This is a genomic window from Allobosea sp. LjRoot237 (assembly GCF_964253285.1).
In the GTDB taxonomy this organism is placed as follows: Bacteria; Pseudomonadota; Alphaproteobacteria; order Rhizobiales; family Beijerinckiaceae; genus Allobosea.
This window is the reverse complement of the sequence record NZ_CAXUQP020000001.1, coordinates 3,384,517-3,409,322: the sequence shown is the minus strand read 5'-3', so window position 1 is coordinate 3,409,322 and position 24,806 is coordinate 3,384,517. Positions and strand designations below refer to the sequence as shown.

The window sequence follows — 24,806 nt, the reverse complement described above, 5'->3', positions numbered from 1 at the left end:
CCTACAAACGTCGCCCCTACCAGTGCTATTGCTGCACGGGCGCGGCGATAAACGTCGAAACGAGGAGATGTCCCATATGAAGCGTCGTCAGTTCCTGCAGGTCGCTGGTACCGGTGCAGCAGTGTCCGCTGTCGCCATGCCGGCGGTCGCGCAGTCGAATCCCGAGGTGAAGTGGCGCCTGGCGTCGAGCTTCCCGAAATCGCTCGACACCATCTATGGCGGCGCCGAAGTCATGGCGAAGATGGTCTCCGACCTGACCGACGGCAAGTTCCAGATCCAGGTCTTCGCCGCCGGCGAGATCGTGCCGGCCCTGCAGGCCGCCGACGCGGTCAGCAACAACACGGTCGAGATGGCGCACACCGTCTCGTATTACTATGTCGGCAAGGATCCGACCTTCGCCGTCGCCGCCTCGGTGCCCTTCGGCCTCAATGCCCGCCAGCAGAACGCCTGGCTGTTCCAGGGCGGCGGCAATGAGCTCTTCAACGAGTTCTACAAGAAGTTCAACATCTACGGCCTGCCCTGCGGCAACACCGGCGCCCAGATGGGCGGCTGGTTCCGCAAGGAAATCAAGAGCGTCGCCGACATCAACGGCCTGAAGATGCGCATCGGCGGCATCGCCGGCTCCGTCCTGCAGAAGCTCGGCCTCGTGCCGCAGCAGATCGGCGGCGGCGACATCTATCCGGCGCTCGAGAAGGGCACGATCGACGGCGCCGAGTGGGTCGGTCCCTATGACGACGAGAAGCTCGGCTTCGCCAAGGTCGCGCCGTACTACTACTATCCGGGCTTCTGGGAGGGGGGCCCCTGCGTCCACGCCTTCGTCAACCTGGAGAAGTGGAACGCGCTGCCCAAGGCGTACCAGGCTGCGCTGACCGCCGCTTGCACCTACGCCAACACCCAGATGGCGGCGAAATACGACGTGCAGAACCCTGCGGCGCTGAAGCGCCTGGTCGGTGCCGGCACGCAGCTGCGCCCCTTCCCGCAGGACGTGATGGAAGCCTCGCTCAAGGCTTCCAACGAGCTCTATGCCGAGATCTCGGCCAAGAACCCGGACTTCAAGAAGGCGATCGAGGCGATGGCGGCCTTCCGCGGCGACCAGTATCTCTGGTGGCAGGTGGCAGAGCTGACCTTCGACATCTTCCAGGTCCGCAACCGCGCCACGAAGTAAATCACCGCCAAATACGGCGACAGCAACGAAGCCCGGCCGGTAGGCCGGGCTTTTTTGTTTGGCCGGGAAAGTCTGGCCGGTGCGCCAATGCCAAGATGGATTAGACCAAATACCTATGCAACAAATGCATGGGGGTCATGTGAAGAGCTTGCGCTCGCCTCGCAGATAGCCTTTGCTGGCACTCTTGCGCGCGAACCGGAGAATACCGGCGCGCCTCAGAAAGCTCTGGGAGGAGCACACCGTATGAAGCGTCGTCAGTTTCTGAAAGTCGCCAGCGCCGGCGGCGCCGCCAGCGTCATCGCCGCACCGGCCATCGCTCAGTCGATGCCGGAGGTGAAATGGCGCGTCACCTCCTCGTTTCCGAAATCGCTCGACACGATCTTCGGCGCTTCGGAAGTGCTGGCGAAGGCCGTCTCGGAAGCGACCGACGGCAAGTTCCAGATCCAGGTCTTCGCCGCGGGTGAGATCGTGCCGGCCCTGCAGGCGGCCGATGCCGTGACCAACGGCACGGTCGAGATGGCGCACACCGCGTCATACTACTATGTCGGCAAGGATCCGACCTTCGCTTTCGGCACCGCCGTGCCCTTTGGCCTCAATGCCCGCCAGCAGAACGCCTGGTTCTACCATGGCGGCGGCATGGACCTGCTCAATGAGTTCTACAAGAAGCACAACATCTACGCGTTGCCGGGCGGCAATACCGGTTGCCAGATGGGCGGCTGGTTTCGCAAGGAGATCAAGACCGTCGCGGACCTGCAGGGCTTGAAGATGCGCATCGGCGGCTTTGCCGGCCAGGTCATGAGCAAGCTCGGCGTCGTGCCGCAGCAGATCGGCGGCGGCGACATCTACCCGGCGCTGGAGAAGGGCACGATCGACGCGGCCGAATGGGTGGGGCCGGCCGATGACGAGAAACTCGGCTTCAACAAGGTCGCGCCCTATTACTATTATCCCGGCTGGTGGGAGGGCGGCGCCGCGCTGCATTTCTTCCTGAACACCGCGAAATGGGACGCCCTGCCGAAGACCTACAAATCGATCCTGACCACGGCGGCAGGGCTCGCCAATCTGGACATGCAGGCCAAGTACGATGCCCGCAATCCGGCCGCGCTGAAGCGTCTCGTTGGCGGCGGCGCGCAGCTGCGGCCATTCTCGCAGGAGATCCTCGAGGCCTGCCTCAAGGCGTCGAAGGAGGTCTATGCCGAGACCAGTGCCAAGAATCCCGATTTCAAGAAGATTTATGATGCGATGTCGGCGTTCCGCGGCGACGAATATCTCTGGTTCCAGATCGCCGAATACACCTACGACAACTTCCTGATCCGCGCCCGCGCCGCGAACATGCTCTGAGAAGAGGGCGATTGCCGGTCCTCCGGCCAACTTGGCGTATATCCCCGGCCGTAAGGCCGGGGATTTTTCATTTCAGGCGCTGCCGGCGCGCTCGATCACCAGAACCCGCGCGGGACCGACGGGACGGGCGACATGGGCGTCGCCGTCCTGCGCATGGAAGATGTCGCCGGGCCCGAGCCGCTGCACGCTTTCCGCGCCGCCGGTCCGGGTGTGCATGTCGACCTCCCCGTCGAGGACGACGAAGACCTCTGGCCCGTCATTGACGTGCCATTTGTAGGGCTGGTCGGTCCAATGCAGCCGGATCGTGGCGTCGTCGATGCGTTCGATGTCGAGCGCCTCCCAGGCGCGGCTTCCGGTGAAATCCCGCGGCTTGATCGTCCTCATCCTGATGTCTCCGGTTCGTGGAAGAGGCCGTGAATCTTCACTGGTGCTGGCGCCCGTGCCATAGGCAAGACGCCGGCAGTGGTTGCGATCGGCGGTTTGCGGGAGGTCTCGCTTGCGAAACGACGGTGAGCTCGACGCCATCGACCGGAGACTGCTCGCGCTGCTCCAGGTCGACGCCCGCGCCTCCTTCACGGCGCTGGCGCGCGACGCCGGTCTCTCGCGCACCGCGATCCAGGAGCGGATGGCGCGGCTCGAGCGCAGCGGTGTGATCCTCGGCTACACGGTGCGGCTCGCTGACTTGCCGAAGGCGCCGGCCACGCGCGCGATGCTTTCCCTGCGCATCCGCACGCGCCCTTGCGCGGCCGTCCTCGATCGCTTCAGGCACTGGCCGGAGATCGTCGCCTGCTATTCACTGGCTGGCCCCGTCGATGCGATGCTGATCGTCGAGACGGAGGATGCACCGGCACTCTCCCTGCTGGTCGACAAACTAAGCGCTGTGCCCGGCGTCGGCGAGATCGAGACGGCGCCGATTCTGGCCGAGAGCGTCAGGAATGGCTGAGCCGCAAGTGCCCTAGCCCGGCCTTGTTTGTAGGGTTAGGCTGCAACCATCCTCACGGACCGAGCACGCCATGAAGCTGCCTGCCGCCATCCTTATCGCCGCATTCGGCCTGCCGACTCTGGCAAGTGCCCAATCGATCGGTGAGCCACTTCCTGGCCGCGCTCCCGCCAAGACCAAGCCGGCCGCAGCGCGTCCCGTGCCAACGCAAGCCATGCGCCCTTGTCCGGAGTACGGGCCGGGCTTCGTCCGCGTCGAAGGCTCTTCGGCCTGCGTTCGCGTCGGCGGGGGTGTCCGCGTCGAATTCGGCAAGAGCTCCAGCAATCGCAGCTACGGCTCCAACGCCGAGGCGATGGTCTACGGCGAAGCGCGCAGCCCGACCTCCTTCGGCGAGATGCGGGCCGTGGTCAGCGGTCGCGTCCAGCGCGACAACAACCTGAACCCGGACTGGCAGCGCTGGTAGCTGGCGTCATTCTCGGGCGGAGCGAAGCGCAGACCCGAGAATCTCGTGACGAGAAGGCGCGGTTGGGAGTCTCCTCCGGCCTGAGATGCTCGGGACAAGCCCGAGCATGACGGATGAACAGAACAAAAGCCCCGGATCGCTCGATCCGGGGCTTCGTCGTTCAGGCTTGCCGTCCTACTGGAGGTTCAGCGTCGGCGGGGCGTTGAGATCGAGCCCCGGCAGTCCGCCGGAGCCGCCGAGCCCAGGAATGCTGATGCTGTCGAGCTGCTTGTTGATCTGCTGCTGGTCGAGCTGAATGCCCGAGCTCTTGTAGTGCGTCACCATCTTCGGGAAGGCGATGACGAGCGCGACCATGATGCACTGGATCACCACGAATGGCACGGCGCCCCAGTAGATCTGCCCGGTCGTCACCGGCTCCATCATCTTGCCGGTGATCTTGTCGCGATAGGGGTTCTTCGGCGCGACCGAGCGCAGGAAGAACAGGGCGAAGCCGAAGGGCGGGTGCATGAACGAGGTCTGCATGTTCACGCCGAGGATGACGCCGAACCAGATCAGGTCGATGCCGAGTTTCTCCGCCGCCGGTCCGAGCAGCGGCACGATGATGAAGGCGAGCTCGAAGAAGTCGAGGAAGAAGGCGAGCAGGAACACCATCACGTTGACGACGATCAGGAAGCCCGTCGCACCGCCCGGCAGGCCGACGAGCAGGTGCTCGACCCAGATATGGCCGTTGACGCCGTAAAAGGTCAGCGAGAACACGCGCGCGCCGACCAGGATGAAGAGCACGAAGGCCGAGAGCTTGGCGGTCGATTCCGTCGCCTGCCTGAGCAGGTCGAAGGTCAGCCGCTTCTTGCCCAAAGCCAGCAGGATCGCGCCGGCCGCGCCCATCGCGCCGCCCTCGGTCGGCGTCGCGACGCCGATGAAGATCGTGCCCAGCACCAGGAAGATCAGCGCCAGCGGCGGCACCATCACGAAGATGACCTGCTCGGTCATGCGCGACAGCAGGTTGAGCTTCAGGAACCTGTTGATCAGCGCGATCACGAAGGAAACCGCGACCGCGATCGACATCGTCAGGATGACGAAATCCGCGCCGCCACCGACCTTGGTGAAGTACTTCATGTAGGCGATGGCGATGGCGAAGGCGAGGATCGTCACCACCAGCAGCGAGCGGCGGCGGGTGACGCCGTCGGCATCGCGCAGCGTCTGCGCTTCGGGTGGCAGTCCGGGCGCGCGCGTCGGGTTGATGATCGTGGTCAGGAAGACATAGCCGGCATAGAGCGCTGAGAGCACGAGGCCCGGGATGAAGGCGCCCTCGTACATGTCGCCGACCGAGCGGCCGAGCTGGTCGGCGAGCACGATCAGCACCAGCGAGGGCGGGATGATCTGCGCCAACGTGCCCGAAGCGGCGATGACGCCTGTCGCCAGCCGCCGGTCATAGCCGTAGCGCAGCATGATCGGCAGCGAGATCAGGCCCATCGAGATGACGGACGCCGCGACGACACCGGTGGTGGCGGCGAGCAGTGCGCCGACGAAGATGACGGCATAGGCGAGGCCGCCGCGGATCGGCCCGAAGAGCTGGCCGATCGTGTCGAGCAGGTCCTCGGCCATGCCGGAGCGTTCCAGCACCAGTCCCATGAAGGTGAAGAACGGGATCGCCAGCAGCACGTCGTTGTTCATCGTGCCGTAGATGCGTTCCGGCAGCGCCTGCAGGAAGTTCTCCTGGAACATGCCGAGCTCGATGCCGATCAGGGCGAAGAACAGGCCGTTGGCGGCGAGCGCGAAGGCGACGGGATAGCCGAGCAGCAGGAAGAGCACGAGCGCGACGAACATCACCGGCGCCATGTTGACGCGCAGGAAGTCGCCGATGCCGGCGGCGTGCGCGTCGCCGGTATGCAGGCTGAGGAAGGCGGTGAAGGTGAGCGCGAGCAGCAGCGCGGCGGCGCGGACGGAACGGGCGAGGATCATGGAACGGGTCCGGGAAACGGCAGCTTGGCTCACGGGGCGAGGCCCTCGGCCTTGGCCTGCTCGATCAGGCGCTGGGCTTCGGCTTCGGCGGCGGCGGCATGGCCGCGCAGCGTCTCGTCGTCGTCGAGTTTCCCGCGCATGATCGCGATCTGCTTGATCACCTCGGAGATGCCCTGCAGCAGCAGCAGCGAGAAGCCGACGATCACCAGCCCCTTGGCCGGCCATTGCGGCAGGCCACCGGCCGAGAGCGACTGCTCGTTGACCTGGTAGGAGCGCATGAAGAACGGGCCGGAGTGATAGACGATCAGCGCGCAGAACGGCAGCAGGAACAGCAGGTGGCCGATGAGGTCGATCCATCGCTGCACGCGTTTGGGCAGCAGGTTGTTCACGATGTCGATGCGGATGTGCTCCTTCACCTGCAGTGTCCACGAGGCGCAGATCAGGAAGACCGCGCCGAACAGCACCCATTGCAGCTCGAGCCAGGAGTTGGACGAGACGTTGAACAGCTTGCGGACAATGGCATTGACGGCCGAAACGATGACGGCGACGAGGATCAGCCAGGCGACCCATTGACCGATCTTACGGTTGAGAGTGTCGATCGCGCGGCTGAAAGCGAGTGGTGCTTCCACCTCAGTCCTCCCTGACTTCGTGGATTGTGGGCCCATCATGCGGCTAGCGAAGGGCGGATATACCAATGCTACATGCCGTACAAGATTGCGTGGCGCAAGGCACTGTGGATCAGTCGTTGCGCTGCCGGGGCTCGCTGCGCAATGCAAGCAGGGCGACGACGAGCATCAGCCACATCATCGCCATCAGCGCCGGCGGCCAATATGCCACCAGCGAGCTGATCAGCACGGTTGCGAGCGCCCCCGAGCCAAGCTGGATCGCACCCGCAAGTCCGGCCGCCGAGCCGGCGAGTTCGGGCCTCGCAGAGAGCGCCGCGGCGGTCGCTCCGGGCAGTGTCAGTCCGTTGCCGATCGCATTGATGGCGAGCGGCAGGAACAGGGTCAGCGGTGTCCACCAGGGCGTCAGCGCGATCGCGAAGGCGGCCGTCGTCGCCACGAACGAGATGATGAGGCCGATCCAGGCCATCCGCGCCGTGCCGTGCCGCAGCACCAATCGGGACATCGCGAAATTGCCCGCCATGTAGCCGAGGGCGTTGAGGATGAAGTAGGCGCCGTAGGTATCGGAGCCCCGCCCCATCGTCTCGACCACGATGAACGGCGCTGCCGCGATGAAGGCGAAGAAGGCGGCCGAGGTCATCGCCAGCGCCATCACATTGCGGATGAAGCTGCGGTCGCGCGCCAGGTCCGGGAACGCTCGGAAAATGCCGATGAGCGAGGTCCGCAGGCCGACATTCGGCGCCGTCTCGGGCAGGCGCATGCCGACCAGCACCAGCACGATCGCGGCAGCAGCCGCCATCGACCAGAAGATCATGCGCCAGCCGAGATTGGTCTCGATGTGGCCGCCGAGATAGGGCGTGATCATCGGCGCCACGACCATCACCATAGTCACGGTCGCGATCTGGCGGGCGGCCTGGTCGCGGCTGGCCGTGTCGCGGATGATGGCGCGCGCCAAAGCGAAGGTGGTTCCAGCGCCGGCGCCCTCGAGCACGCGCGCGAACAACAGGGTTCCGGCAGTGTCGGCGAGGGCGCCGAGTATTGAGCCGGCCATGAAGACTGCGGTGCCGGCCAGGACGCAGGGGCGGCGCCCGAAGCGGTCGGAGAGCGGGCCGACGATGAGCTGCGTCAGCGCGACCGCCACCAGGAAGAGCGTCAGCGTCAGCTGGATCGTCGCATAGCTGGTGGCGAAGTTGCGGGCGAGCGCCGGCGTCGCCGGAGCCAGCATGTTGAGCGCGATCGGCTGCAGCGTCGAGATCGCGACGAGGACGGTGAGGGACGGCTTGGGGATCATAGCGGCTTGTCGCCCTCAGGCTTCAGCTGCGAATCGGGGCGGACGCGCTGGCGGTGCAAGGTGTAGAGGCCGCTGCCGACGATCAGCGCGATGCCGGCGAAGGCGATCTTGTCCGGCGTCTCGCCCCAGACCAGCCAGCCGATCAGGACGGCGATGAGCACGACGGAGTAGCGATAGCCCGCGACGACGCCGACATCGGTGTTGCGGAAGGCGCTGATGACGCAGAAGCCGCCAGCCGTCACCAGGAGCGCGGCGACTGCGAGATAGATGAGCTCGATCCGCCAGGGCGATTGCCAGGTCTCCAGCGCTCCCATGCTCAGGCTGAGCATGCCGACGATCACGGTCGTGGTCAGCGAGATCACGGTCGAAGGCACGTCGTCGCCGACCATCCGGGTCATCAGGTCGCGGATGGCGACCAGACAGGCGCTGGCGAGGGCGATCAGCGCGGCGAGGCTGAAACCCTCGGCGCCGGGGCGCATCACGATCAGGACGCCGATGAAGCCGACCGCCAGCGCGACCGTCCGGCGCCAGCCGACCGTTTCGATCCGCAAGAGCACCGCCAACACGACGATGAGCAGCGGCGAGGCCATCGCGATCGCGGTGATGTTGGCGAGTGGCAGTACGCCAATTGCCCAGATGAAGGTCTGCGCACACAGTGCCTCGATCACCCCGCGCCCGAGCACGATCGGCTTCAGCCCGAGCGGCAACTTGCGCCAGTCGCCCATCATTGTGACCATCAGGAGGCCCACGACGATGGCGAAGCAGGTGCGCAACGCCACCGCCTGCCCGGTCGGGAAGGCTTCGCGGGCGAGCTTCATCAGCGCGTCGTTGCAGCAGAAGAGCGACATCGCCATCATCATGGCGATGATGCCGCGACGGTTTTGGACGGCGGTGGCCAAGGCGGTTCCTGTCGAGCCCTCGCAGGCTCAGGCGTCGAAGCGGGAAAGGGAGAAGGCGGAGAGGTCGAAGGCCGGGCGGACGCTTGTCGAGAGATCGGCCAGGATTTCGCCGATCGCGCTGGCGAATTTGAAGCCATGGCCCGAGCAGGCCGAGGCGAACACCGCCTGCGGCACGCCGGGCACAGTGTCGATGACGAAATCCTCGTCGGGCGAGACCGTATAGACGCAGCCCTTCGTCGTCAGCGGCTCGCCATTGGCGTCGGGAAGATAGCGCGCCAGGCATTCGCGGATCAGCCTGATCTGGTTCGGGCTCGGCGTGCGGTCCGGCTGGCGCGGATCCATCGGCTCGCGGGCGAAATGCGGTCCGCCAAGCTTGAAGCCGGGATGTTCGTAGAGCGGGAAGCCGTAGAACGTGCCTTCCTCGGCGCTGAGGATGAAGACCGGGAAGGCGCCTTCGCGGAACAGCTCCGGGCGACGCGTGGTGAACCAGCCGATCGCCTGGCGCACCGTCGTCATCCGTCGCGCCAGCTCCGGCACCGCATCGGCGATCCAGCCGCCGGAGGTGATCACCAGCCGCCCGGCCGAATAGGTCGTTCGCTCGGTCCGGACGGTGACGCCGCCATCGGCTGTCGGCTGCCAATCGAGCATCGGCTCGCCGGTGCGGATATCGGCGCCTCTCGACTGCGCCAGCCCGACATGGGCGTAGATCGCCTTCTCCGAGGCGACGAAGCCGCCGCCCGCCTGCCACAGGCCGATATGCCCCTCGGGCAGATGGAAGGCCGGGAAGCGGCGGGAAATCTCGTCGCGGTCGAGCACCTCGTGCTCAAGCCCATGATCGATGCAGGATTTCAGCGACGATTCGACCGGGCCGAGCCCTTCCGGCGCAAGGTCGAGCGAGCCGGTGACGTGCAGAAGCTTCAGCCCGGCTGCCTCGCCGGTTTCGCTCCAGAGCTGGTGTGCCCGCTTGACGATCGGCACATAGTGCGAGCCCTCGAAATAGGCGAGGCGGATGATCCGCGTCAGCCCGTGCGACGAGCCCATCGCGTGGCCGAGGTCGAAGCGTTCGAGGCCGAGCACCTTGAGGCCGCGCTTCGCCAGGTGCCAGCAGGCGGCGGAGCCCATCGCACCGACGCCGGCGACGATCACGTCGTATTGCGATGAGCTCATGGAAAGGTCCTGGACGGAGCCGACTTCATCCGTCGGTCGGATCTGCCTGCAATCTAGGCGGGCGGGCGGTTCGGGTCCATCCCGCCTGGTGGGTGAGCGCATACGCGCAGCAGGCAGGGCAGCGGCCGGGCGCAATGGAAAACCGCGCTTCGAGCGGCTGACTTCAGGCTTTTGTTAACCCTGTTGGCGGCATAGTCCGGCATCCTGTTTCGCCTCGGGAATGCCTATGCTTGCTCGCTCCGTCTGGCGCCTGTTGGGCCGCGCCGGCCCCGCTGCCGCGCCGGCTGTGCCGCAGGCCGTGGTCGAGATGCCTCAACCGCCGCTGTCCGCTCCTGCCGAGACCTCGATCAGCGAGGCGATCAACGAGCTGGAGAGCGATGTCGTCGCTGCGATGCGCCGTCTCAATGACGGGCTCGATCAGGCTGAGGATTGTTCCCAGCGCTCGGAAGTCCGCTCCCAGGAAATCCGTGGCGGTATGGCCGAATTGCGCGACGCGGCTGTGCTGGCAAGCGAGAACTCCTCGTCGCTGGCGACAGCGACCCTGCAGGTCTCGGAGGCTGCCGAGCGGGTTGGTGCCGCCATGTCCGGAGCCCGCGATATGCTCGACAACGCCGCCGAGCGCGCCGCCGAGGCGACGGCGATGATCAACGGGCTCGCAGCGGCGACCGGCGAGATCCGCTCGATCGTCGATGCCATCGCTGACATCGCCCGCCAGACCAATCTGCTCGCCCTCAACGCCACCATCGAGGCAGCCCGCGCCGGCGAGGCCGGCAGGGGTTTCGGCGTCGTCGCGCAGGAGGTGAAGTCGCTCTCGCTCGGTGTGCGCGAGGCGGCCGAGCATATCCGCAACCAGGTCGATCGGCTGAACCAGGCGGCGCAGGGGTCGGCCGCCGTCGTCACTGACGCGTTCCGCCTCGTCGGCGAGGTCAACCCGGTCATGGCGACCGTGGGCGAGGCCTCGCAGGAACAGGCGGCCGCGGCCGCGGAACTGTCGCGCAGTGCCGAAGCGACCGCCCGTTTCATCGAGACGGTGCGTGACCGCGTCACTGAGGTCGATCGCGTCGCGCTCGCCGCCGCCCAGGAGAATGTCGATGCCAGGCGCGCCCTCGCTGAAGGTGCGCGCCAGGCGGAGGGGTTGCTGGAGCGCTTCGTGCCGACCCTGCGACACACCGTCTTCGCCGACAGGCGCCAGCATGACCGCTTTCCGGCCGAGTGCCCGGTCCGACTGGAGATCGCTGGGCGAGTGGTCGCCGGTCAGACCATTGACCTCGGCTTCGGCGGCGCGTTGCTGTCGGTCGCCGATACCGAGCTGAAGGCACGGGCACGAGGCACGATCGCCGTCGAGGATCTGCCGCCGCTGCCCTGCCGGGTGATGGCGCGCAGCGATCTCGGCGTTCACATCGCCTTCGAGCGCGGCGATGACGCCGCTCATGCGGCGCTGCACCGGCGGCTCGCCGAGATCGAGGAGAGCTACCGTCCGCTGATCGAGCAGACCCAGGAATTCGCGCACCAGGTCGCGGCCCTGCTCGAAGCGGCACTGCGCACCGGCCGGCTGAGCGAGGACGACCTGTTCGATACCGACTACGTCGCGGTGCCGGAGTCCAATCCGCGCCAGTTCGCCAATCGGGCGTTGCCCGCGCTGCAGGCGATCCTGCCGCCGGTGATGGAGCAGGCCAAGGCGAGCGATCCGCGCCTCGTCTTCACCTTGCCGATCGACCGGAACGGCTATGTCCCGGTGCACCACCCCGAATACTCGCAGCCCCAGCGGCCGGGCGACCCGGATTGGGACGCCGCCTATAGTCGCGACCGCCGCATCTTCGACGACCGCGCCGGCATCACCGCCGCGCGCTCGGCGCGGCCCTTCATCATCCAGTCCTATCAGCGCGACATGGGCAGCTCGGGCATCCAGTTGATGCGCGAGGTCGATGCACCGGTGCGGGTCGCCGGCCGCCATTGGGGCGGCGTGCGCATGGCCTATCGCATGGCGTGACGCGGGACACCGCCGTCATTCCGGGGCAGGCGCTGATGCGCCGTCCCGGAATGACGGTGTGGTCAGCGCCCGGCCGCCAGGATCGCGTCGATCCAGCGCTGCGAGGTCAGGGCTTCCTCGCCGGTCACCACGGGATCGCGCTTGGCCTCGATCGCGTCGAGGAAATCGGCGATCACGGCGCGATGGGCATCATGCGGGAAGTCCATAATGTTGGCGCCGCTGCCGGTGTTGCCCTCGGCCTCGACCACCTCGGAGTGCCCGTCGAGGAAGGAGAGCTGCAGGCGCCCGCCGACCAGCGCCGCATGGCCCTTGCTGCCGATGATCTCGATGCGCTCGGGGTGGCCGGGATGGGCGGCGGTGGTGGTCACCAGCGTCGCTGGCGCGCCATCGCCCGTCTCCAGCAGGGCGCCGACATAGTCCTCGGTCTCCATTCTGTGCAGCCTGGTGGTGCGCACCTGCGCCGCGACGACCCTGGAGACACCGACCAGCGAGCGGAACAGGTCGAAGGAGTGGATTGCCTGCGTCAGCAGGACGCCGCCGCCATCGCGCGCCATCGTGCCGCGGCCGGGCTCGTCGTAATAGCTTTGCGGCCGCCACCACGGCACCTGCAGCAGTGCCGCCTCGACAGTGCCGAGCTCGCCGCTGTCCAGCGCCGCCTTTAGCCTGAGGCTCGCCGGCCGGAAGCGATGCTGCAGCACGACGCCGAAGGCCTTGCCCGAGGCCCGCGCCGCCGCGACCAGCTCCTCGCCACGCGCGACCGTGAGTTCCAGCGGCTTTTCGACCAGCACATGCTTGCCGGCGGCTAGGCAGCGCGCCCCGACATCGCGATGGCTGGATGGCGGCGTCAGCACGATGACTGCCTCGACGCCGTTATCGGCGAGGATGGCGTCGATATCGGTCGTGCTCGGGAAGGGGAACTGGCTGCGATAGGCATCGAGCCGCTCCTGCGAGCGGCTGACCACGTGCCGGACATCGACCCGGCTGCCTAAGTCGACCAGGCTGCGGGAATGGGGCAGGGCAGCCGGCCCCAGGCCGACGACGGCGATGCCGATCTTGCGTGTCACTTGGCGTCGGTTCCTCTGATCGGCAGGCGCACGGCCCGGTCCTGCGCATGCAAGGCGAGCCGGCAGACCGTGAACATGTGCTGCTGCGTCGCCGCCGTCTCGCTGCGATCGGCAATGTCGGCGATGAGGGCGCGAAAATAGGTCAGCGGTTCGCTGGAGGCGTCGATATGGCGGGTGCCGGTCTTGTCGACCAGGAAGAGATGGTCGGTGCCGGGCCGGCCGGCGATGTCGACATATTTGCGCAGCTCGATCGTGCCTTCGGTGCCGAGGATGGTGAGCCGCCCGTCGCCCCAGGTCGGCAGCCCGTCGGCGGTGAACCAGTCGACGCGGATAAAGCCGCTCGCCCGGTCGCTACGGAGCAGTATCTCGCCGAAATCCTCGAATTCCGGCAGGTCGGGCGTCCCAAAATGGCCGATGCCGGAGGTTGCGATCTCGGCGTCCTGAGAGCCGGTGAAATGCAGGAACTGGTCGATCTGGTGCGAGGCGATATCGGTCAGGATGCCGCCGAAATAGCGCTTGTCGAAGAACCAGTCCGGCCGGATCGCCCGGTTGAGGCGGTGCGGTCCGAGGCCCACCGTCTGCACCACGCGCCCGATCGCGCCGTCGGCGGTCAGCTTCCCCGCGACGATGGTGGCAGGAACGACGAAGCGCTCGGAGAAGCAGACCGAAAAGATCCGCCCGGTCTCCGCAACGGCCCGCTCGACCTCGGCGAGTTGCTCGAAGCTGGTGACGCCCGGCTTGTCGACCATCACGTCCTTGCCGGCCCGCATCGCCCGGATGGCGAGATCCGCCCGCTCCGAGGGGATGCCGGCGCAGACGATGAGGTCGATCGAGGGATCGTCGAGCAGCCGCTGCCCTTCCGCCTCCCGCAATTGCGGGAAGCGCTCGCGGAAGCCGTCGAGCACGCGAGGATCGCTGGTCTGGAGATCGAAGCCGGCGCAATCCGCGCCGGCTTCGAGGAGACCGCCGACCATATGGTAGATATGGCGGTGGTCGAGGCCGATGGCTGCGAAGCGCATGCTACTTCGGCGCGTGGCCGACGCCGATTTCCTGATCCCAGCGCCGGAAGGCGGCGACCAGGCGCTCAGGCGTCAGCGGCGGGCGGGTCGGCAGGCTGCCGATCAGCCCGTCATATTCGGGGCGGCCGTATTCCTTGATCACGTCCTGGCTGTCCTGCGGGGCCATGGCGAGGGTCACGCCCTTCACCGCCGGACCCGGATAGAAATAGCCCTTGTCGTAGGTTGCGGCCTGGGCCTCGGGCTTCAGCATGTAGGACATCAGCGCCAGGATCACCGGGACCTTCGCCGCGGCGACGCCCTTGGGGATGCACATGAACTGGGTGTCGGGGATCCAGTGCGTGTTGGCGAGGACGAAGACCTTGGCCTCCTTCGGCACGATGCCGAGCGCGCGCGGGTTGATGTCCCAGCCCAGCGTCGAGACGATGACGTCGCGCGTGCCTTCGCCAAGCTCCTTCATCGTCGGCGTGGTGCCGCCGGGATAGTAGTCGATGCCGGTGCCGAGCTCCTTGAGATAGGCCCAGCTCTTGGCCCAGCCGTTCATTGGGTCGCTCGGGTCGCTGTCGCCGAGGATGTAGGGCAGGCCCTGCAGGAAGGTCCAGCCCGGGCCGGAATTGAGCGGGCGGGCATAGGTGAAGCGGTTCTTGTTCTGCTTGACATAGGCGAGGAACTCCTCGGCCGTCTTGGGCACGGTCTTCAGCCGGTCGAGCGCATATTCGAACAGCGGGCCGGACGGCGAGTAGACGACGGCGACGCCTTCGTTCTGGCCGAAATTGCGCTGCATCATCAGCGCCTGCTCGTGATAGACCTCCTCGGCCTTCGGCAGGGCGGCGGTGTGCGACTTCCAGACGTCGATCCACAGGCCCTGCTGGATACCGTCCGACATCGCGCCCGGCCCGGTCAGCACCATGTCGATGTCGACGCGGTTGGCGTCCTGCTGGGCCTTGAGCTTGGCCGGCAGCTCCGGTGACGGCGCGCGCGAGAAGTTCAGGCGCGAGATCAGCTTCGGATTGTCCTTGGCGAACTTCTCGATCGCGGCCTGCGTCAATTGCAGGTTGCCGGCGACGTCGATGATGTTCAGCGCGACCGGGCTAGCCGGCATCGCGCCCTGGGCGAAGGCTCCGCCGGCGGAGAGCGCGGCGAGACTGGAAGCGCCGGCGATGACGCCGCGCCGTGTCAGATGGCTCATGATACCTCCCTGTGCTGGCCTGCTTTGCTGCGGCCTTGCCATGTATACTAGTACACCAGAGCCGACAGGCAAGATGCGACGAAAGCAGGGGCGGGCTGCGTGGGGCTGGAGGGTTTCGCTGGTTGGCCGGGCGTCGCGGGAGCAGCTTTCGAATGTGCCACTGACCCTTGCAATGTCGACAGCGTTCAAGATGAACGCTACGTCATCGCAAGGGCGACAATCGGGTATGGGGATGCGCGAAGCAGGGATCAGCCTGGCTGGTACGCTCATTGTGGTCTTTGCCCGCTTCATCACGGCGGTCCGCGGACGATGGGACGGTGTCGCGCCGACCGGCGAACAGCGCGTTTATTTCGCCAATCATGCCAGCCATGGCGATTTCGTCCTGATCTGGACGGTGTTGCCGCGCCGCATGCGGTTCGCGACCCGGCCGGTCGCCGGCAGCGATTACTGGCTGAAGAGCAGCCTTCGGCGTTTCATCGGTCGCGATGTCTTCAACGCCGTCCTGATCGACCGCGATCGTGAGAGCCGAACGAGTGATCCGGTCGTCCAGATGACGGAGGCGCTCGACGCCGGCTCATCTCTCATCGTGTTCCCGGAAGGGACCCGCAACACCACGGATGCTCGGCTTCTGCCGTTCAAGAGCGGGCTGTTCCATCTGGCGCAGGCGCGGCCGAACGTGGCGCTCGTGCCGGTATGGATCGACAATCTCAACCGGGTCATGCCGAAGGGCGAGTTCGTGCCGGTACCGTTGATCTGCACCGTCACCTTCGGCGCTGCTCTCTCGATCGCCAGCACCGAGACGAAGCAGGACTTCCTGGCCAGGGCCGAAGCGGCGCTGCTTGCTTTGTCGCCGAAGGCGAGCGCGCCATGACGATGCCGCATCCCGATCTCGTCGCCGTGCTGGGCTGCCTGCTCGCCGTGCTGGTCCTGGCTTCCGCTGTCGGCTACGTGCTGCAGCGCCGGCTTTCGCCCGATGGCTCGAACGCCGTGGTCGAGAACCTGAACGACCGCATCCGCGCCTGGTGGATCATGGTCGTGCTGATGGGGCTGGCCCTGATCGGCGGCAAGACCGGCGTGACGCTGCTCTTCGCCTTCTGCTCGTTCGCGGCCCTGCGTGAGTTCATCACGCTGACGAACACGCGGCGCGCCGACCATTGGGCCCTGGCGGCCGGCTTCTTCATCATGCTGCCGGTGCAGTACTACCTGATCTGGATCGAGTGGTACGGCCTCTACTCGATCTTCATTCCCGTCTACGCTTTCCTGCTCATGCCGATCATCGCGGCGGCACGCGGCGACACCGAACATTTTCTCGTGCGCATCGCCGAAGTTCAGTGGGCGCTGATGATCTGCGTCTTCTGCACCTCGCACGTACCGGCGCTGCTCAGCCTCGACATTCCCGGCTATGAAGGGCGCAACGTCCTCCTGATCGCCTTTCTCGTCATCGTCGTGCAGATGAGCGATGTCCTGCAATACGTCTGGGGCAAGCTTCTCGGCCGCACCAAGATCGCGCCGAGGCTGTCGCCGTCCAAAACGGTCGAGGGCTTCGTCGGCGGCGCGCTCAGTGCGACGGCCGTCGGTGCCGGGCTGTCCTGGATGACACCGTTCACGCCGCTGCAGGCCGCTTTCCTGGCGCTGGTCATCGTCGTGATGGGCTTCTTCGGCGGGCTCGTCATGTCGGCGATCAAGCGCGATCGCGGCATCAAGGATTGGGGCCACCTGATCGCCGGCCATGGCGGCTTCCTCGACCGGCTCGATTCGGTGGTGTTCTCCGCCCCGATCTTCTTCCACCTCGTTCGTTACGGCTGGTCGACCACGTGAGCGCGCCACTCGCGCGCCTGATGCGAAGCAGCATCGTGCATGTTGCCTTCGCCTTCATCGCCATGGGCAGCTGGGCGGCTTTCGCCAACCGCGCCCATCCGATGCCGGTACCGCTCATCGCCGGGCTGATCCAGGGCATGCTCTCGGCCGTCATCACGCTGGTCCTGAAGCGGGGCATCGAAGCGCTGGCCAGGCGCTTCTCCGGACTGACCGCGCTGCTGGCTCCGCCCCTGATTGCCGGGCTCGTCTCGGCCAGTGTGCTGACCATCATCCATACGATCGGCGGCACGCCCGAAATCGCCAGGACGATCGCCGTGCCGCTGACCGTCGCGACCAGCTATGCGGCGCTCTACAATCTCTCGCTGTGGCGGAGCAGGAAGGCGATGAACCATGGTGCGGGATGACGACCGGCGACCACTCGCGAGCCGCGATTCCGGCTGGGCTCGGGGCATTGCGCGCCGGCTGAGCGCCGTCGACATCACGCCGAACCAGATCTCGATGGCGAGCATGGTGATGGCAGGGGTGGCCGGCGCTGCCTTCTGGCTCGCGAGCACGGCGGCTTCCGGGCCGCGCGCCGCCCTGCTGCTTGCCGCGGCCCTGTTCTGTCAGCTCAGGCTGCTCTGCAATCTCTTCGACGGAATGGTGGCGATCGAGGGTGGCAAGCAGGCCGCCGATGGGCCGTTCTGGAACGAGTTTCCCGACCGGATCGCCGATATCCTCATTCTGACGGGCGCGGGCTATGGCGCCGGCGTGCCGGCCCTGGGCTGGGCGGCGGCCGGGTTTGCCGTGCTGACCGCCTATACCCGTGAGCTCGGGCGCAATTGCGGGCTGCCGGCCGACTTCTCCGGCCCGATGGCCAAGCAGCACCGCATGGCGACGATCACGGCTGCGGCGCTCCTGTCGCTGCTGGAGCCGCTGTGGCGAGGTCAGAACGAGGTGCTGGTCATCGCGCTCTGGCTCATCGCGGCAGGCGCTGCCGTGACCGCCCTCAGGCGGGCGACGAACATCGTGCGCGGATTGCGCGCCCGCTGAGCTTGGTCGAGGCCTGCTGGATGCCAACTCTTACGAGCCGCGTGGCCCTCAACCTCCGGTCACGCTCATATGCCGGCCGACCGCGGCGCGCGGCTGGCGCCGGTCGATGACGAAGTCGTGGCCCTTGGGCTTGCGCGAGATCGCTTCTTCCATCGCCCTGTAGAGCAGGGCGTCGTCGCTGGAAGCACGGATCGGGGCGCGCAGATCAGCAGCGTCCTCCTGGCCGAGGCACATATAGAGCGTGCCGGTGCAGGTCAGGCGCACGCGGTTGCAGCTCTCGCAGAAATTATGGGTCATCGGCGTGATGAAGCCGATCAGCCCGCCGGTTTCGCGCACCCGGACATAGCGCGCCGGCCCGCCGGTCCGGTACGGGTCGTCGTCGAGCGTGTAGCGGTCCATCAGCTTGGCCCGCACCATGGAAAGCGGCAGGAACTGGTCGAGTCGTGCCGGCTCGATGTCGCCGAGCGGCATCACCTCGATCAGCGTCAGGTCCATGCCGAGCCCGTGGGCCCAGTGCATCAACCCCTCGATCTCGTCCTCGTTGACGCCCTTCAGCGCCACAGCATTGATTTTGACGCGCAGGCCGGCAGCACGCGCCGCCTCGATGCCGGCGAGCACCTTGGAGAGGTCGCCCCAGCGCGTGATCTTGCGGAATTTTTCGGGATCGAGCGTGTCGAGCGAGACGTTGACGCGGCGCACGCCGCAATCGGCCAGCTCCTGCGCATAGCGGGAAAGCTGCGAGCCGTTGGTGGTCAAGGTCAGCTCGTCGAGTGCACCTGACGTCAGATGGCGCGAGAGCGAGCGGAACAGATTCATGATGTCGCGCCTGACCAGCGGTTCGCCGCCGGTGATGCGCAGCTTGCGTGTGCCGCGCGAGACGAAGGCGGTGGCGACGCGGTCGACCTCTTCGAGCGTCAAGAGATCGCGCTTCGGCAGGAAGGCCATGTCCTCGGACATGCAGTAGACGCAGCGGAAATCGCAGCGATCCGTTACCGAGATGCGCAGATAGGAGATGTCGCGGCCGAACGGGTCGGTCAACGGCGCACGCATCAAGGGTCTGACAGGGTCGTGGAGCACGACGGCTTTACATCCTTGGGCGATGGCGGTCTTCCGGCGCAGTGCGCCTGCCACCACTCTGATATAGGAAGCCAGCATCCTCGGCAGCAAGCCCGGGGTCAAGCGCGCCAAAGGCCGCAAGCGGTTCTGGAGAAACACGAAGATGTCAGATTGGCCGAGCGAGATCCGCCTGTCGAAGGACCGCCGCACCCTGCATGTCACCTTCGAGAGCGGCGAGAGCCATGCGCTTTCCGCCGAATTGCTGCGCGTCGAGAGCCCCTCAGCCGAGGTCCAGGGCCATGGCCCGACGCAGAAGCAGACCGTGCCGGGCAAGCGCGATGTCGAGATACTCAAGGTCGAGCCGGTCGGTCATTACGCCGTCCGCCTGACCTTCGACGACATGCACGATACCGGCATCTATGGCTGGGACTATCTGCGCGAGCTCGGCCGTGATGGCGAGGCGAAGCTGCAGGCCTATCTCGACGATCTCGCAGCGAAGGGGCTGTCGCGGGAGCGGGTGCGGCGAGGCTAGGGGGTGCTAGTGGCTCCGCTGGCCGGCGTTCGCATTGCCACCGCCCAAGCGAGGCCATTTTCCCGGGCCGTGAGCGGTCTCCTGGCGAGCAGATCAATCTCTCTCGTATGGTGTCAACGCGCCGGCGGTAACAAGGTGGCGGGCGGTGCTGCCTCAGCGTAGCTGGTTCACCAACTCCCCAAGTGCTGTGAGCCCCGTGCTGCGAATCGTTCGGAAGTCGTGCGTTCCATCGACAACGAAGAATTTCGCATCCTTGCCTGCCGTCTTGAGTGCATCGACATAGCGCTGAGCGATCACCGGAGCCGTATTGTCGTCGTCTCTGCCGGTGATCGCGATCACCCTGGCCGTTTCCGCCATGCCTGCGACGAGCTCAATCGGTGAGAGGCTGCGCCTCCAACCGGGCCTCCAATATCGGATATCACATGGGCAGGACGTCAGCACGGAGCCGGCCAGAAGCTCCGGGCGGCGGCCCATGACATTCGCAAGGATGGCCGAGCCACCCGAGTGCCCGAAACCCAAGACCGTCTTCGCTCGGAAGCGTTCCTTCAACTGGGCGATGGCATCCGCGACCGTCGCGACGACCTCCTCGGTATAACAGTCGCGGCGGCCGCAATCCGAGCCCTCGCTCGTTCGGCTGTCACGATCGAAATAGCCGGGCCGGATCAGAACGATAGCACGAGCACCGGGCAGGTTTTTCACGAAGCTCTGCGCCGAGCTGAGCATGTAGTCGCCGTTGCGGCCGTTCGATACGTCACCGTGGAGGAAAATGGCTATGACGTCGGTCGCCGTCCCCTCGGATGCATAGCCCTTGAAGACGAGACCGTTGACGCAATCGTCGACGCCGGCACAGGCCGATGCCGGGCCTCCAGAAACGGCTAGGAGGATGGCCAGCATCAAACCGGTCAGAATTGTCTTCGTCATGACGACCGCTCTCACATCTATCTACCTGGAAACAAAAAGGCCGACACGAGGCCGGCCTTCGCGAACTGCGAAGCGCCCGCCACTCCCGGCATCCTCCCTCATCGGCGGAGCAGGTTCTGCTCATCCTCCCGCGCGCTGAGGGCGCTGCGGCACGATAAAGCCGCCGGATTGATGCGCCCAGAGGTCGGCATAGAGCCCGCCGGCGGCGAGCAGGTCCGCATGGGTGCCCTGCTCGACGATGCGGCCGGCGTCCATCACCACGAGGCGGTCCATGAGCTGAAGCGTGGAGAGCCGATGGGCGATGGCGATGACCGTCCTGCCGCGCATCAGCTCCGCGAGGGCTTCCTGGATCGCGGCCTCGACCTGCGAGTCGAGGGATGACGTCGCCTCGTCGAGCAGGAGGATCGGGGCGTCCTTCAGGATCACCCGGGCGATGGCGATGCGCTGGCGCTGCCCGCCGGAGAGCTTGACGCCGCGCTCGCCGACGAAGGCCTCGAAGCCCTGGCGTCCCTTGCCGTCCACGAGTTTGTCGATGAAGGCATCTGCCTGCGCCTTTCGGGCGGCATCGCGCATCATGCGTTCGTCGGCCTCCTGGCGGGCATAGAGGATGTTCTCGCCGATGGAGCGATGCAAAAGCGAAGAGTCCTGGGCCACCACCGCGATCCGGGCGCGCAGCGATTCCTCGGTGACATGGGCGATGTCCTGCCCGTCGATCAGGATGCGGCCCGATTGCGGTTCATAGAAGCGCAGCAGCAGATTGATGAGCGTCGACTTGCCCGCGCCGGAGCGCCCGACGAGGCCGACCTTTTCACCGGCGCCGATGGTCAAAGACAGCCCGTCCACCACGCGGTGCGGCATGCTGTAGTGGAAATGCAGATTCTCGAACCGGATCTCGCCATTCCGGGCCTCGAGCGGGTGCGCATCGGGCTTGTCGAGCTGGCTGAGCGGCTGCGCGATGGTTTTCATGCCCTCCTGCACGACGCCGATGTTCTCGAATATCCCCGCGATCTCGAACGCCACCCAGCCCGACATGGCGATGATCTGGGTGGTGAGGAGAAGGGCAGTCGTCAGCGTCCCCGCATCGACGCGTCCCTCGGAGAAAAGCCAGACGCCGATACCGCCGGTCGTGACCAGCAGGACCGCGTTGAGGCAGATCAGGCAAAACACGTAGACGGTATTGAGCTGCTGCTGGCGGGCGAAAGCGGTCTGGAAGCGGAGGAATCCGTCGCGGATATAGGCGTCGTCATCGGCCCGACGCCCGAACAGCTTGACCGTCATCATGTTGGTGAACGTGTCGACGACCTTCCCGGAGATCGCTGAGCGCGTCTCCGAGGTTTCGCGGGATCTGACCTGCACTTTCGGCAGCGTATAGGCGAGGAGCCCACCATAGAACAGAAACCAGACCAGCATCGGCGCCGCCAGGCGAAGGTCCTGCGTGCCGAGAAGACCGATCGCGGTCGCGCCGAAGACGAGTATCTGCCAGACCGCCCGAACGAAGGCGACGATGCTTTCCCGTAGCGGCCGGGCCGTTTGCATCACCCGGCTGGCCAGCCGTCCGGCGAAGTCGTCCTGGAAGAAGGCGAGCGGCTGGCGGACGACATGCCAGTAGTTCTGCCAGTGGATCAGCGTCGTGAAGGAGACCGCAATCGAGTGGTTCACGAGCAGGCGGAACAGGATGGTGCCGAGCGGCCGGACCACGAGCACGATCGCCGCCATGATCAGAAGCAGCTGGCCGGCAGCGTCGAAAACCCGCTCGCGCGGTACCGACGACAGCACGGAGACGAGGCGGCCGATCAGATAGGGCACCACCGCCTCGATGACGGCGAGCGTGAAGCCGATCAGGAACAGGGCAGCGAACAGGCCCTTCGCCTGGCGCACGAAATGCCAATAGAACGATAGGAGACCGCCGGGGGGCTGGCCCGGAGGCGATGCGGTCGGGTCGACAATCGAATCGAAAAACCTGAACATCGCACCTTATTGCAGCGGGCGCGCCACGGCGGTCCACAACTTATGCGAATGAAAAAGGCCGGCGCGAGGCCGGCCTTTCTGAAGCTCAGACCGTATTGTCGCTCAGCGGGCGACGACGACGCGGGTGCCGACCTTGGCGCGCTCGTAGAGGTCGATCACGTCCTCGTTCAGCATGCGGATGCAGCCGGAGGAGACCGCCTGGCCGATCGTCTCCGGCTCGTTCGAGCCGTGGATGCGGTAGAGGGTCGAGCCGAGATACATGGCGCGGGCGCCGAGCGGATTCTCCGGGCCGCCGGGCATGAAGCGCGGCAGATCGGGGCGGCGCTTCAGCATCTGCGCCGGCGGGGTCCAGCCCGGCCACTCGGCCTTGCGGGTGACGGTCTGCGAGCCGGCCCAGTCGAAGCCCGGGCGGCCGACGCCAACACCGTAGCGGACGGCCTTGCCATCGGGCAGCACGAAATAGAGGCGGCGCTCGCTCGTGTTGATCACGATCGTGCCGGGGCGATAGGTGCCGCTGAAGGAGACGACCTCGCGCGGGATCGCGGTCGCCTGCGCCTTGGCAGGGTCGACATAGGTGACGAGCGGCTGACGGGTGAGCGGGTCGATCTCGGCGACAGCGGCGGTCGCCGTGGCCGCGACGGCCGTGCCGGCGATCAGGGCCAAACGGAAGAAGCGGAGCATTGCGGCCTCGGTGGGATTGCGGGGTGGCGGGCGCGGAGAAAGGTGACGGAAAAACGTCAACAATTCCCCAAATCTCTGGCAGAGCGTGGGCTGTCGTTCAATCGATCGGCGTTCACATCGGCGCGACCTTCCGAGCTTTGAAGGCGCCCGTTGCCGGTGTGCAACAGGCGTAGGCGTCTGGAGGCTGCTTGGCCCGATCTGGGCGGCTTTCGGGCGGAAGGAAGGCGAGCAATTTTGGGAACCGGGCAGCTGGCGGCGCGTTCTCATCGCGCCGTATGCACGCTCGGCGCACATCGACCCCGATGCGGCAACTTATCATTCGCCGGTCGAGTCATTGCCTGCGTGGGTTGCCTTCCGCGATTCGGCTCGTGATTTCGCCGCCCGTCATCCGCGCGAGATTGTGAGCAGCCTCTGATGGCTTCGCCGATTGCCGTTAACCGGCCGTTCGCCTAATATTCAGATAGAGGGGCAACTTCCGATTGCAAAGCCGGGCGGGCTCTGGTCCGCTTCAGGCAATCGCCGGGAAGCTCGCCATGCCTGCGTGCCAACTCAATGCCGGACCAGACGAACTCGCTGCCCTCGGAACAGCGTTTCACGAGGCGTGGCGGCATGTCGGCCCGATCGACGGGCCGTTCGAGAATCCCCATCGCGAATGGCTCGCGCGCCTGATTCTCGGCCTGCGCCGCTCCGGTCATTCCGGCGACATCACGCTGCTCGCGATCGAGCAGTTCCAGGCGACCTCGCCCTTGGCCGAATGGGCGAGCAGCACGCAAGGCGCGCAGCAGAGCCCTGAGCGCATCCGCCACGGCTGAGCGCCACCCGCGGCGACCATATCTCTCCAACTGACCTGAATTCAGGCCGGTGCCCGCATGGCGGGCAACGTTGCCGTAATCTTCGCCCGCAATCTGCTCCCTGCTGACCCGGTCCGATGAACGGACCTGCGCGTCGGCGGCGATCATGCCGCCGCAAGGAGCCTTTGATGAAGCGTCTTATCCCGATCGCCGGCCTCGGCCTGCTGGCCCTGCTCGCGGTCCCGGCCATGGCGGCCGATCGTCCCGCGCGCGTGCAGCAATACCAGCCGGCCTATTCTGCTCCGCGCGCCTATAACTGGAACGGCATCTATGCCGGTGTGCATGCTGGCGCGGCCTTCGACCGTTTCGAGGGAACCGCCAAGAAGAGCCGCAATGAAATCCTGCTCGGCGGCCAGGTCGGCTACAACCTCCAGATGGGCGGCCTCGTCACCGGCCTCGAGGCCGACATGTCGATGAACGGCTTCGGCAAGGGCGCCAAGCGCAGCGGCGGCACCAGCGCGGACATGCGCTATCTCGGCACGCTGAAGGCCCGTGCCGGCTTCGCCTTCGACCGCCTCCTGGTCTACGGCCTCGGCGGTGTCGCCTATGGCAGCCTGAAGGCAAGCGACGGCCTGGTCTCGAAGGAGAAGAGCAAGATCGGTTATGTCGTCGGCGCCGGCGCCGAATACGGCATCACCGACAACCTCTCCGCCAAGGTCGAGTACAACTATGTCTCGCTCGGCAAGCAGAACTTCCAGTTCAACAGCGGCCGCGCCCGTGTCGGCGTCAGCGAGCATGTCGTCAAGACCGGCCTGAATTATCGATTCTGATCCCGAAATCCCGGGCCGGGAGACCGGCCCGGGTCACCTTGCGGCTGCCAGCCGCGCCAAGGCATGGATG

25 protein-coding genes are annotated in these 24,806 nt (G+C 66.2%); 12 read left to right on the top strand and 13 right to left on the bottom strand.

Going from position 1 to position 24,806, the window contains the following annotated elements; translation table 11 throughout:
• Positions 1-76: 76 nt before the first annotated feature.
• The gene (locus ACSQ24_RS16575; protein ID WP_436095735.1) at positions 77-1,165 is read left to right on the top strand and encodes a TRAP transporter substrate-binding protein; all 1,089 of its coding nucleotides are present in this window, start codon (positions 77-79) and stop codon (positions 1,163-1,165) included.
• A gap of 243 nt (positions 1,166-1,408) precedes the next feature.
• Positions 1,409-2,503 (top strand): TRAP transporter substrate-binding protein, encoded by a 1,095-nt coding sequence (locus tag ACSQ24_RS16570; protein ID WP_436095734.1) that lies wholly within the window; start codon positions 1,409-1,411, stop codon positions 2,501-2,503.
• 72 nt (positions 2,504-2,575) lie between these two features.
• Here the strand turns inward: ACSQ24_RS16570 and ACSQ24_RS16565 are convergent, their stop codons facing one another.
• Complete coding sequence (locus ACSQ24_RS16565) at positions 2,576-2,887, bottom strand: cupin domain-containing protein (protein ID WP_436095733.1); 312 nt, start codon at positions 2,885-2,887, stop codon at positions 2,576-2,578.
• A 112-nt stretch (positions 2,888-2,999) separates the two neighbouring features.
• Between ACSQ24_RS16565 and ACSQ24_RS16560 the strand changes: the two genes are divergently transcribed.
• Positions 3,000-3,446 carry an Lrp/AsnC family transcriptional regulator gene (locus tag ACSQ24_RS16560; protein ID WP_436095732.1) on the top strand — a complete coding sequence of 149 codons (447 nt, stop codon included), beginning with the start codon at positions 3,000-3,002 and terminating at the stop codon, positions 3,444-3,446.
• 70 nt (positions 3,447-3,516) lie between these two features.
• Positions 3,517-3,906 carry a porin gene (locus tag ACSQ24_RS16555; protein ID WP_436095731.1) on the top strand — a complete coding sequence of 130 codons (390 nt, stop codon included), beginning with the start codon at positions 3,517-3,519 and terminating at the stop codon, positions 3,904-3,906.
• A gap of 174 nt (positions 3,907-4,080) precedes the next feature.
• Here the strand turns inward: ACSQ24_RS16555 and ACSQ24_RS16550 are convergent, their stop codons facing one another.
• The 5 genes from ACSQ24_RS16550 to solA form a co-directional block, all read right to left on the bottom strand.
• Positions 4,081-5,745 carry a TRAP transporter large permease gene (locus ACSQ24_RS16550; protein WP_436097908.1) on the bottom strand — a complete coding sequence of 555 codons (1,665 nt, stop codon included), beginning with the start codon at positions 5,743-5,745 and terminating at the stop codon, positions 4,081-4,083.
• A 152-nt stretch (positions 5,746-5,897) separates the two neighbouring features.
• The gene (locus ACSQ24_RS16545; protein ID WP_436095730.1) at positions 5,898-6,497 is read right to left on the bottom strand and encodes a TRAP transporter small permease subunit; all 600 of its coding nucleotides are present in this window, start codon (positions 6,495-6,497) and stop codon (positions 5,898-5,900) included.
• A 109-nt stretch (positions 6,498-6,606) separates the two neighbouring features.
• A complete protein-coding gene (locus ACSQ24_RS16540) occupies positions 6,607-7,782 on the bottom strand; it encodes a multidrug effflux MFS transporter (RefSeq protein ID WP_436095729.1) in 1,176 nt (391 codons plus the stop codon).
• Positions 7,779-8,681, bottom strand: a complete 903-nt coding sequence (locus tag ACSQ24_RS16535; protein ID WP_436095728.1) for a DMT family transporter — start codon at positions 8,679-8,681, stop codon at positions 7,779-7,781. Before ACSQ24_RS16535 ends, ACSQ24_RS16540 begins: the two co-directional genes overlap by 4 nt.
• 27 nt (positions 8,682-8,708) lie before the next feature.
• Positions 8,709-9,848, bottom strand: a complete 1,140-nt coding sequence (gene solA / locus ACSQ24_RS16530; protein WP_436095727.1) for an N-methyl-L-tryptophan oxidase — start codon at positions 9,846-9,848, stop codon at positions 8,709-8,711.
• 226 nt (positions 9,849-10,074) lie between these two features.
• Here solA and ACSQ24_RS16525 point away from each other — a divergent pair, with 226 nt between their 5' ends.
• Positions 10,075-11,838, top strand: a complete 1,764-nt coding sequence (locus tag ACSQ24_RS16525; protein ID WP_436095726.1) for a methyl-accepting chemotaxis protein — start codon at positions 10,075-10,077, stop codon at positions 11,836-11,838.
• A gap of 62 nt (positions 11,839-11,900) precedes the next feature.
• Here ACSQ24_RS16525 and ACSQ24_RS16520 read toward each other — a convergent pair whose 3' ends face one another.
• From ACSQ24_RS16520 to ACSQ24_RS16510, 3 genes are read right to left on the bottom strand one after another with little or no spacing between them, the layout of a single operon-like run.
• A complete protein-coding gene (locus ACSQ24_RS16520) occupies positions 11,901-12,902 on the bottom strand; it encodes a Gfo/Idh/MocA family protein (protein ID WP_436095725.1) in 1,002 nt (333 codons plus the stop codon).
• Positions 12,899-13,921 (bottom strand): Gfo/Idh/MocA family protein, encoded by a 1,023-nt coding sequence (locus ACSQ24_RS16515; RefSeq protein ID WP_436095724.1) that lies wholly within the window; start codon positions 13,919-13,921, stop codon positions 12,899-12,901. Before ACSQ24_RS16515 ends, ACSQ24_RS16520 begins: the two co-directional genes overlap by 4 nt.
• 1 nt (position 13,922) lies before the next feature.
• A complete protein-coding gene (locus ACSQ24_RS16510; protein WP_436095723.1) occupies positions 13,923-15,107 on the bottom strand; it encodes an extracellular solute-binding protein in 1,185 nt (394 codons plus the stop codon).
• Between the two features lie 232 nt (positions 15,108-15,339).
• On the opposite strand from ACSQ24_RS16510, the gene ACSQ24_RS16505 reads away from it, so the two are divergent.
• From ACSQ24_RS16505 to ACSQ24_RS16490, 4 genes are read left to right on the top strand one after another with little or no spacing between them, the layout of a single operon-like run.
• Positions 15,340-15,978, top strand: a complete 639-nt coding sequence (locus tag ACSQ24_RS16505) for a lysophospholipid acyltransferase family protein (protein ID WP_436095722.1) — start codon at positions 15,340-15,342, stop codon at positions 15,976-15,978.
• Positions 15,975-16,925 carry a phosphatidate cytidylyltransferase gene (locus ACSQ24_RS16500; protein ID WP_436095721.1) on the top strand — a complete coding sequence of 317 codons (951 nt, stop codon included), beginning with the start codon at positions 15,975-15,977 and terminating at the stop codon, positions 16,923-16,925. The genes ACSQ24_RS16505 and ACSQ24_RS16500 overlap by 4 nt, the downstream gene beginning before the upstream one ends.
• A complete protein-coding gene (locus ACSQ24_RS16495; protein ID WP_436095720.1) occupies positions 16,922-17,329 on the top strand; it encodes a hypothetical protein in 408 nt (135 codons plus the stop codon). Before ACSQ24_RS16500 ends, ACSQ24_RS16495 begins: the two co-directional genes overlap by 4 nt.
• The gene (locus ACSQ24_RS16490) at positions 17,316-17,957 is read left to right on the top strand and encodes a CDP-alcohol phosphatidyltransferase family protein (RefSeq protein WP_436095719.1); all 642 of its coding nucleotides are present in this window, start codon (positions 17,316-17,318) and stop codon (positions 17,955-17,957) included. The genes ACSQ24_RS16495 and ACSQ24_RS16490 overlap by 14 nt, the downstream gene beginning before the upstream one ends.
• Before the next feature lie 48 nt (positions 17,958-18,005).
• Here the strand turns inward: ACSQ24_RS16490 and moaA are convergent, their stop codons facing one another.
• Positions 18,006-19,007 (bottom strand): GTP 3',8-cyclase MoaA, encoded by a 1,002-nt coding sequence (gene moaA, locus ACSQ24_RS16485; RefSeq protein ID WP_436095718.1) that lies wholly within the window; start codon positions 19,005-19,007, stop codon positions 18,006-18,008.
• A gap of 169 nt (positions 19,008-19,176) precedes the next feature.
• Between moaA and ACSQ24_RS16480 the strand changes: the two genes are divergently transcribed.
• On the top strand, positions 19,177-19,545 hold the full coding sequence (locus tag ACSQ24_RS16480; RefSeq protein WP_436095717.1) for a gamma-butyrobetaine hydroxylase-like domain-containing protein: 369 nt from the start codon (positions 19,177-19,179) through the stop codon (positions 19,543-19,545).
• A gap of 153 nt (positions 19,546-19,698) precedes the next feature.
• Here the strand turns inward: ACSQ24_RS16480 and ACSQ24_RS16475 are convergent, their stop codons facing one another.
• The 3 genes from ACSQ24_RS16475 to ACSQ24_RS16465 form a co-directional block, all read right to left on the bottom strand.
• The gene (locus ACSQ24_RS16475) at positions 19,699-20,466 is read right to left on the bottom strand and encodes a hypothetical protein (protein WP_436095716.1); all 768 of its coding nucleotides are present in this window, start codon (positions 20,464-20,466) and stop codon (positions 19,699-19,701) included.
• A gap of 120 nt (positions 20,467-20,586) precedes the next feature.
• Positions 20,587-22,434 carry an ABC transporter ATP-binding protein gene (locus tag ACSQ24_RS16470; RefSeq protein ID WP_436095715.1) on the bottom strand — a complete coding sequence of 616 codons (1,848 nt, stop codon included), beginning with the start codon at positions 22,432-22,434 and terminating at the stop codon, positions 20,587-20,589.
• 102 nt (positions 22,435-22,536) lie between these two features.
• Positions 22,537-23,115, bottom strand: a complete 579-nt coding sequence (locus tag ACSQ24_RS16465) for a L,D-transpeptidase (RefSeq protein WP_284169105.1) — start codon at positions 23,113-23,115, stop codon at positions 22,537-22,539.
• A gap of 533 nt (positions 23,116-23,648) precedes the next feature.
• Here ACSQ24_RS16465 and ACSQ24_RS16460 point away from each other — a divergent pair.
• Together ACSQ24_RS16460 and ACSQ24_RS16455 are read left to right on the top strand one after the other, a co-directional pair.
• Entirely contained in the window at positions 23,649-23,927 is a 279-nt protein-coding gene (locus ACSQ24_RS16460) for a hypothetical protein (RefSeq protein WP_436095714.1), read from the top strand.
• 167 nt (positions 23,928-24,094) lie between these two features.
• Positions 24,095-24,736, top strand: coding sequence for an outer membrane protein (locus ACSQ24_RS16455; protein ID WP_436095713.1), 642 nt, complete (start codon positions 24,095-24,097; stop codon positions 24,734-24,736).
• Positions 24,737-24,806 lie beyond the last annotated feature (70 nt).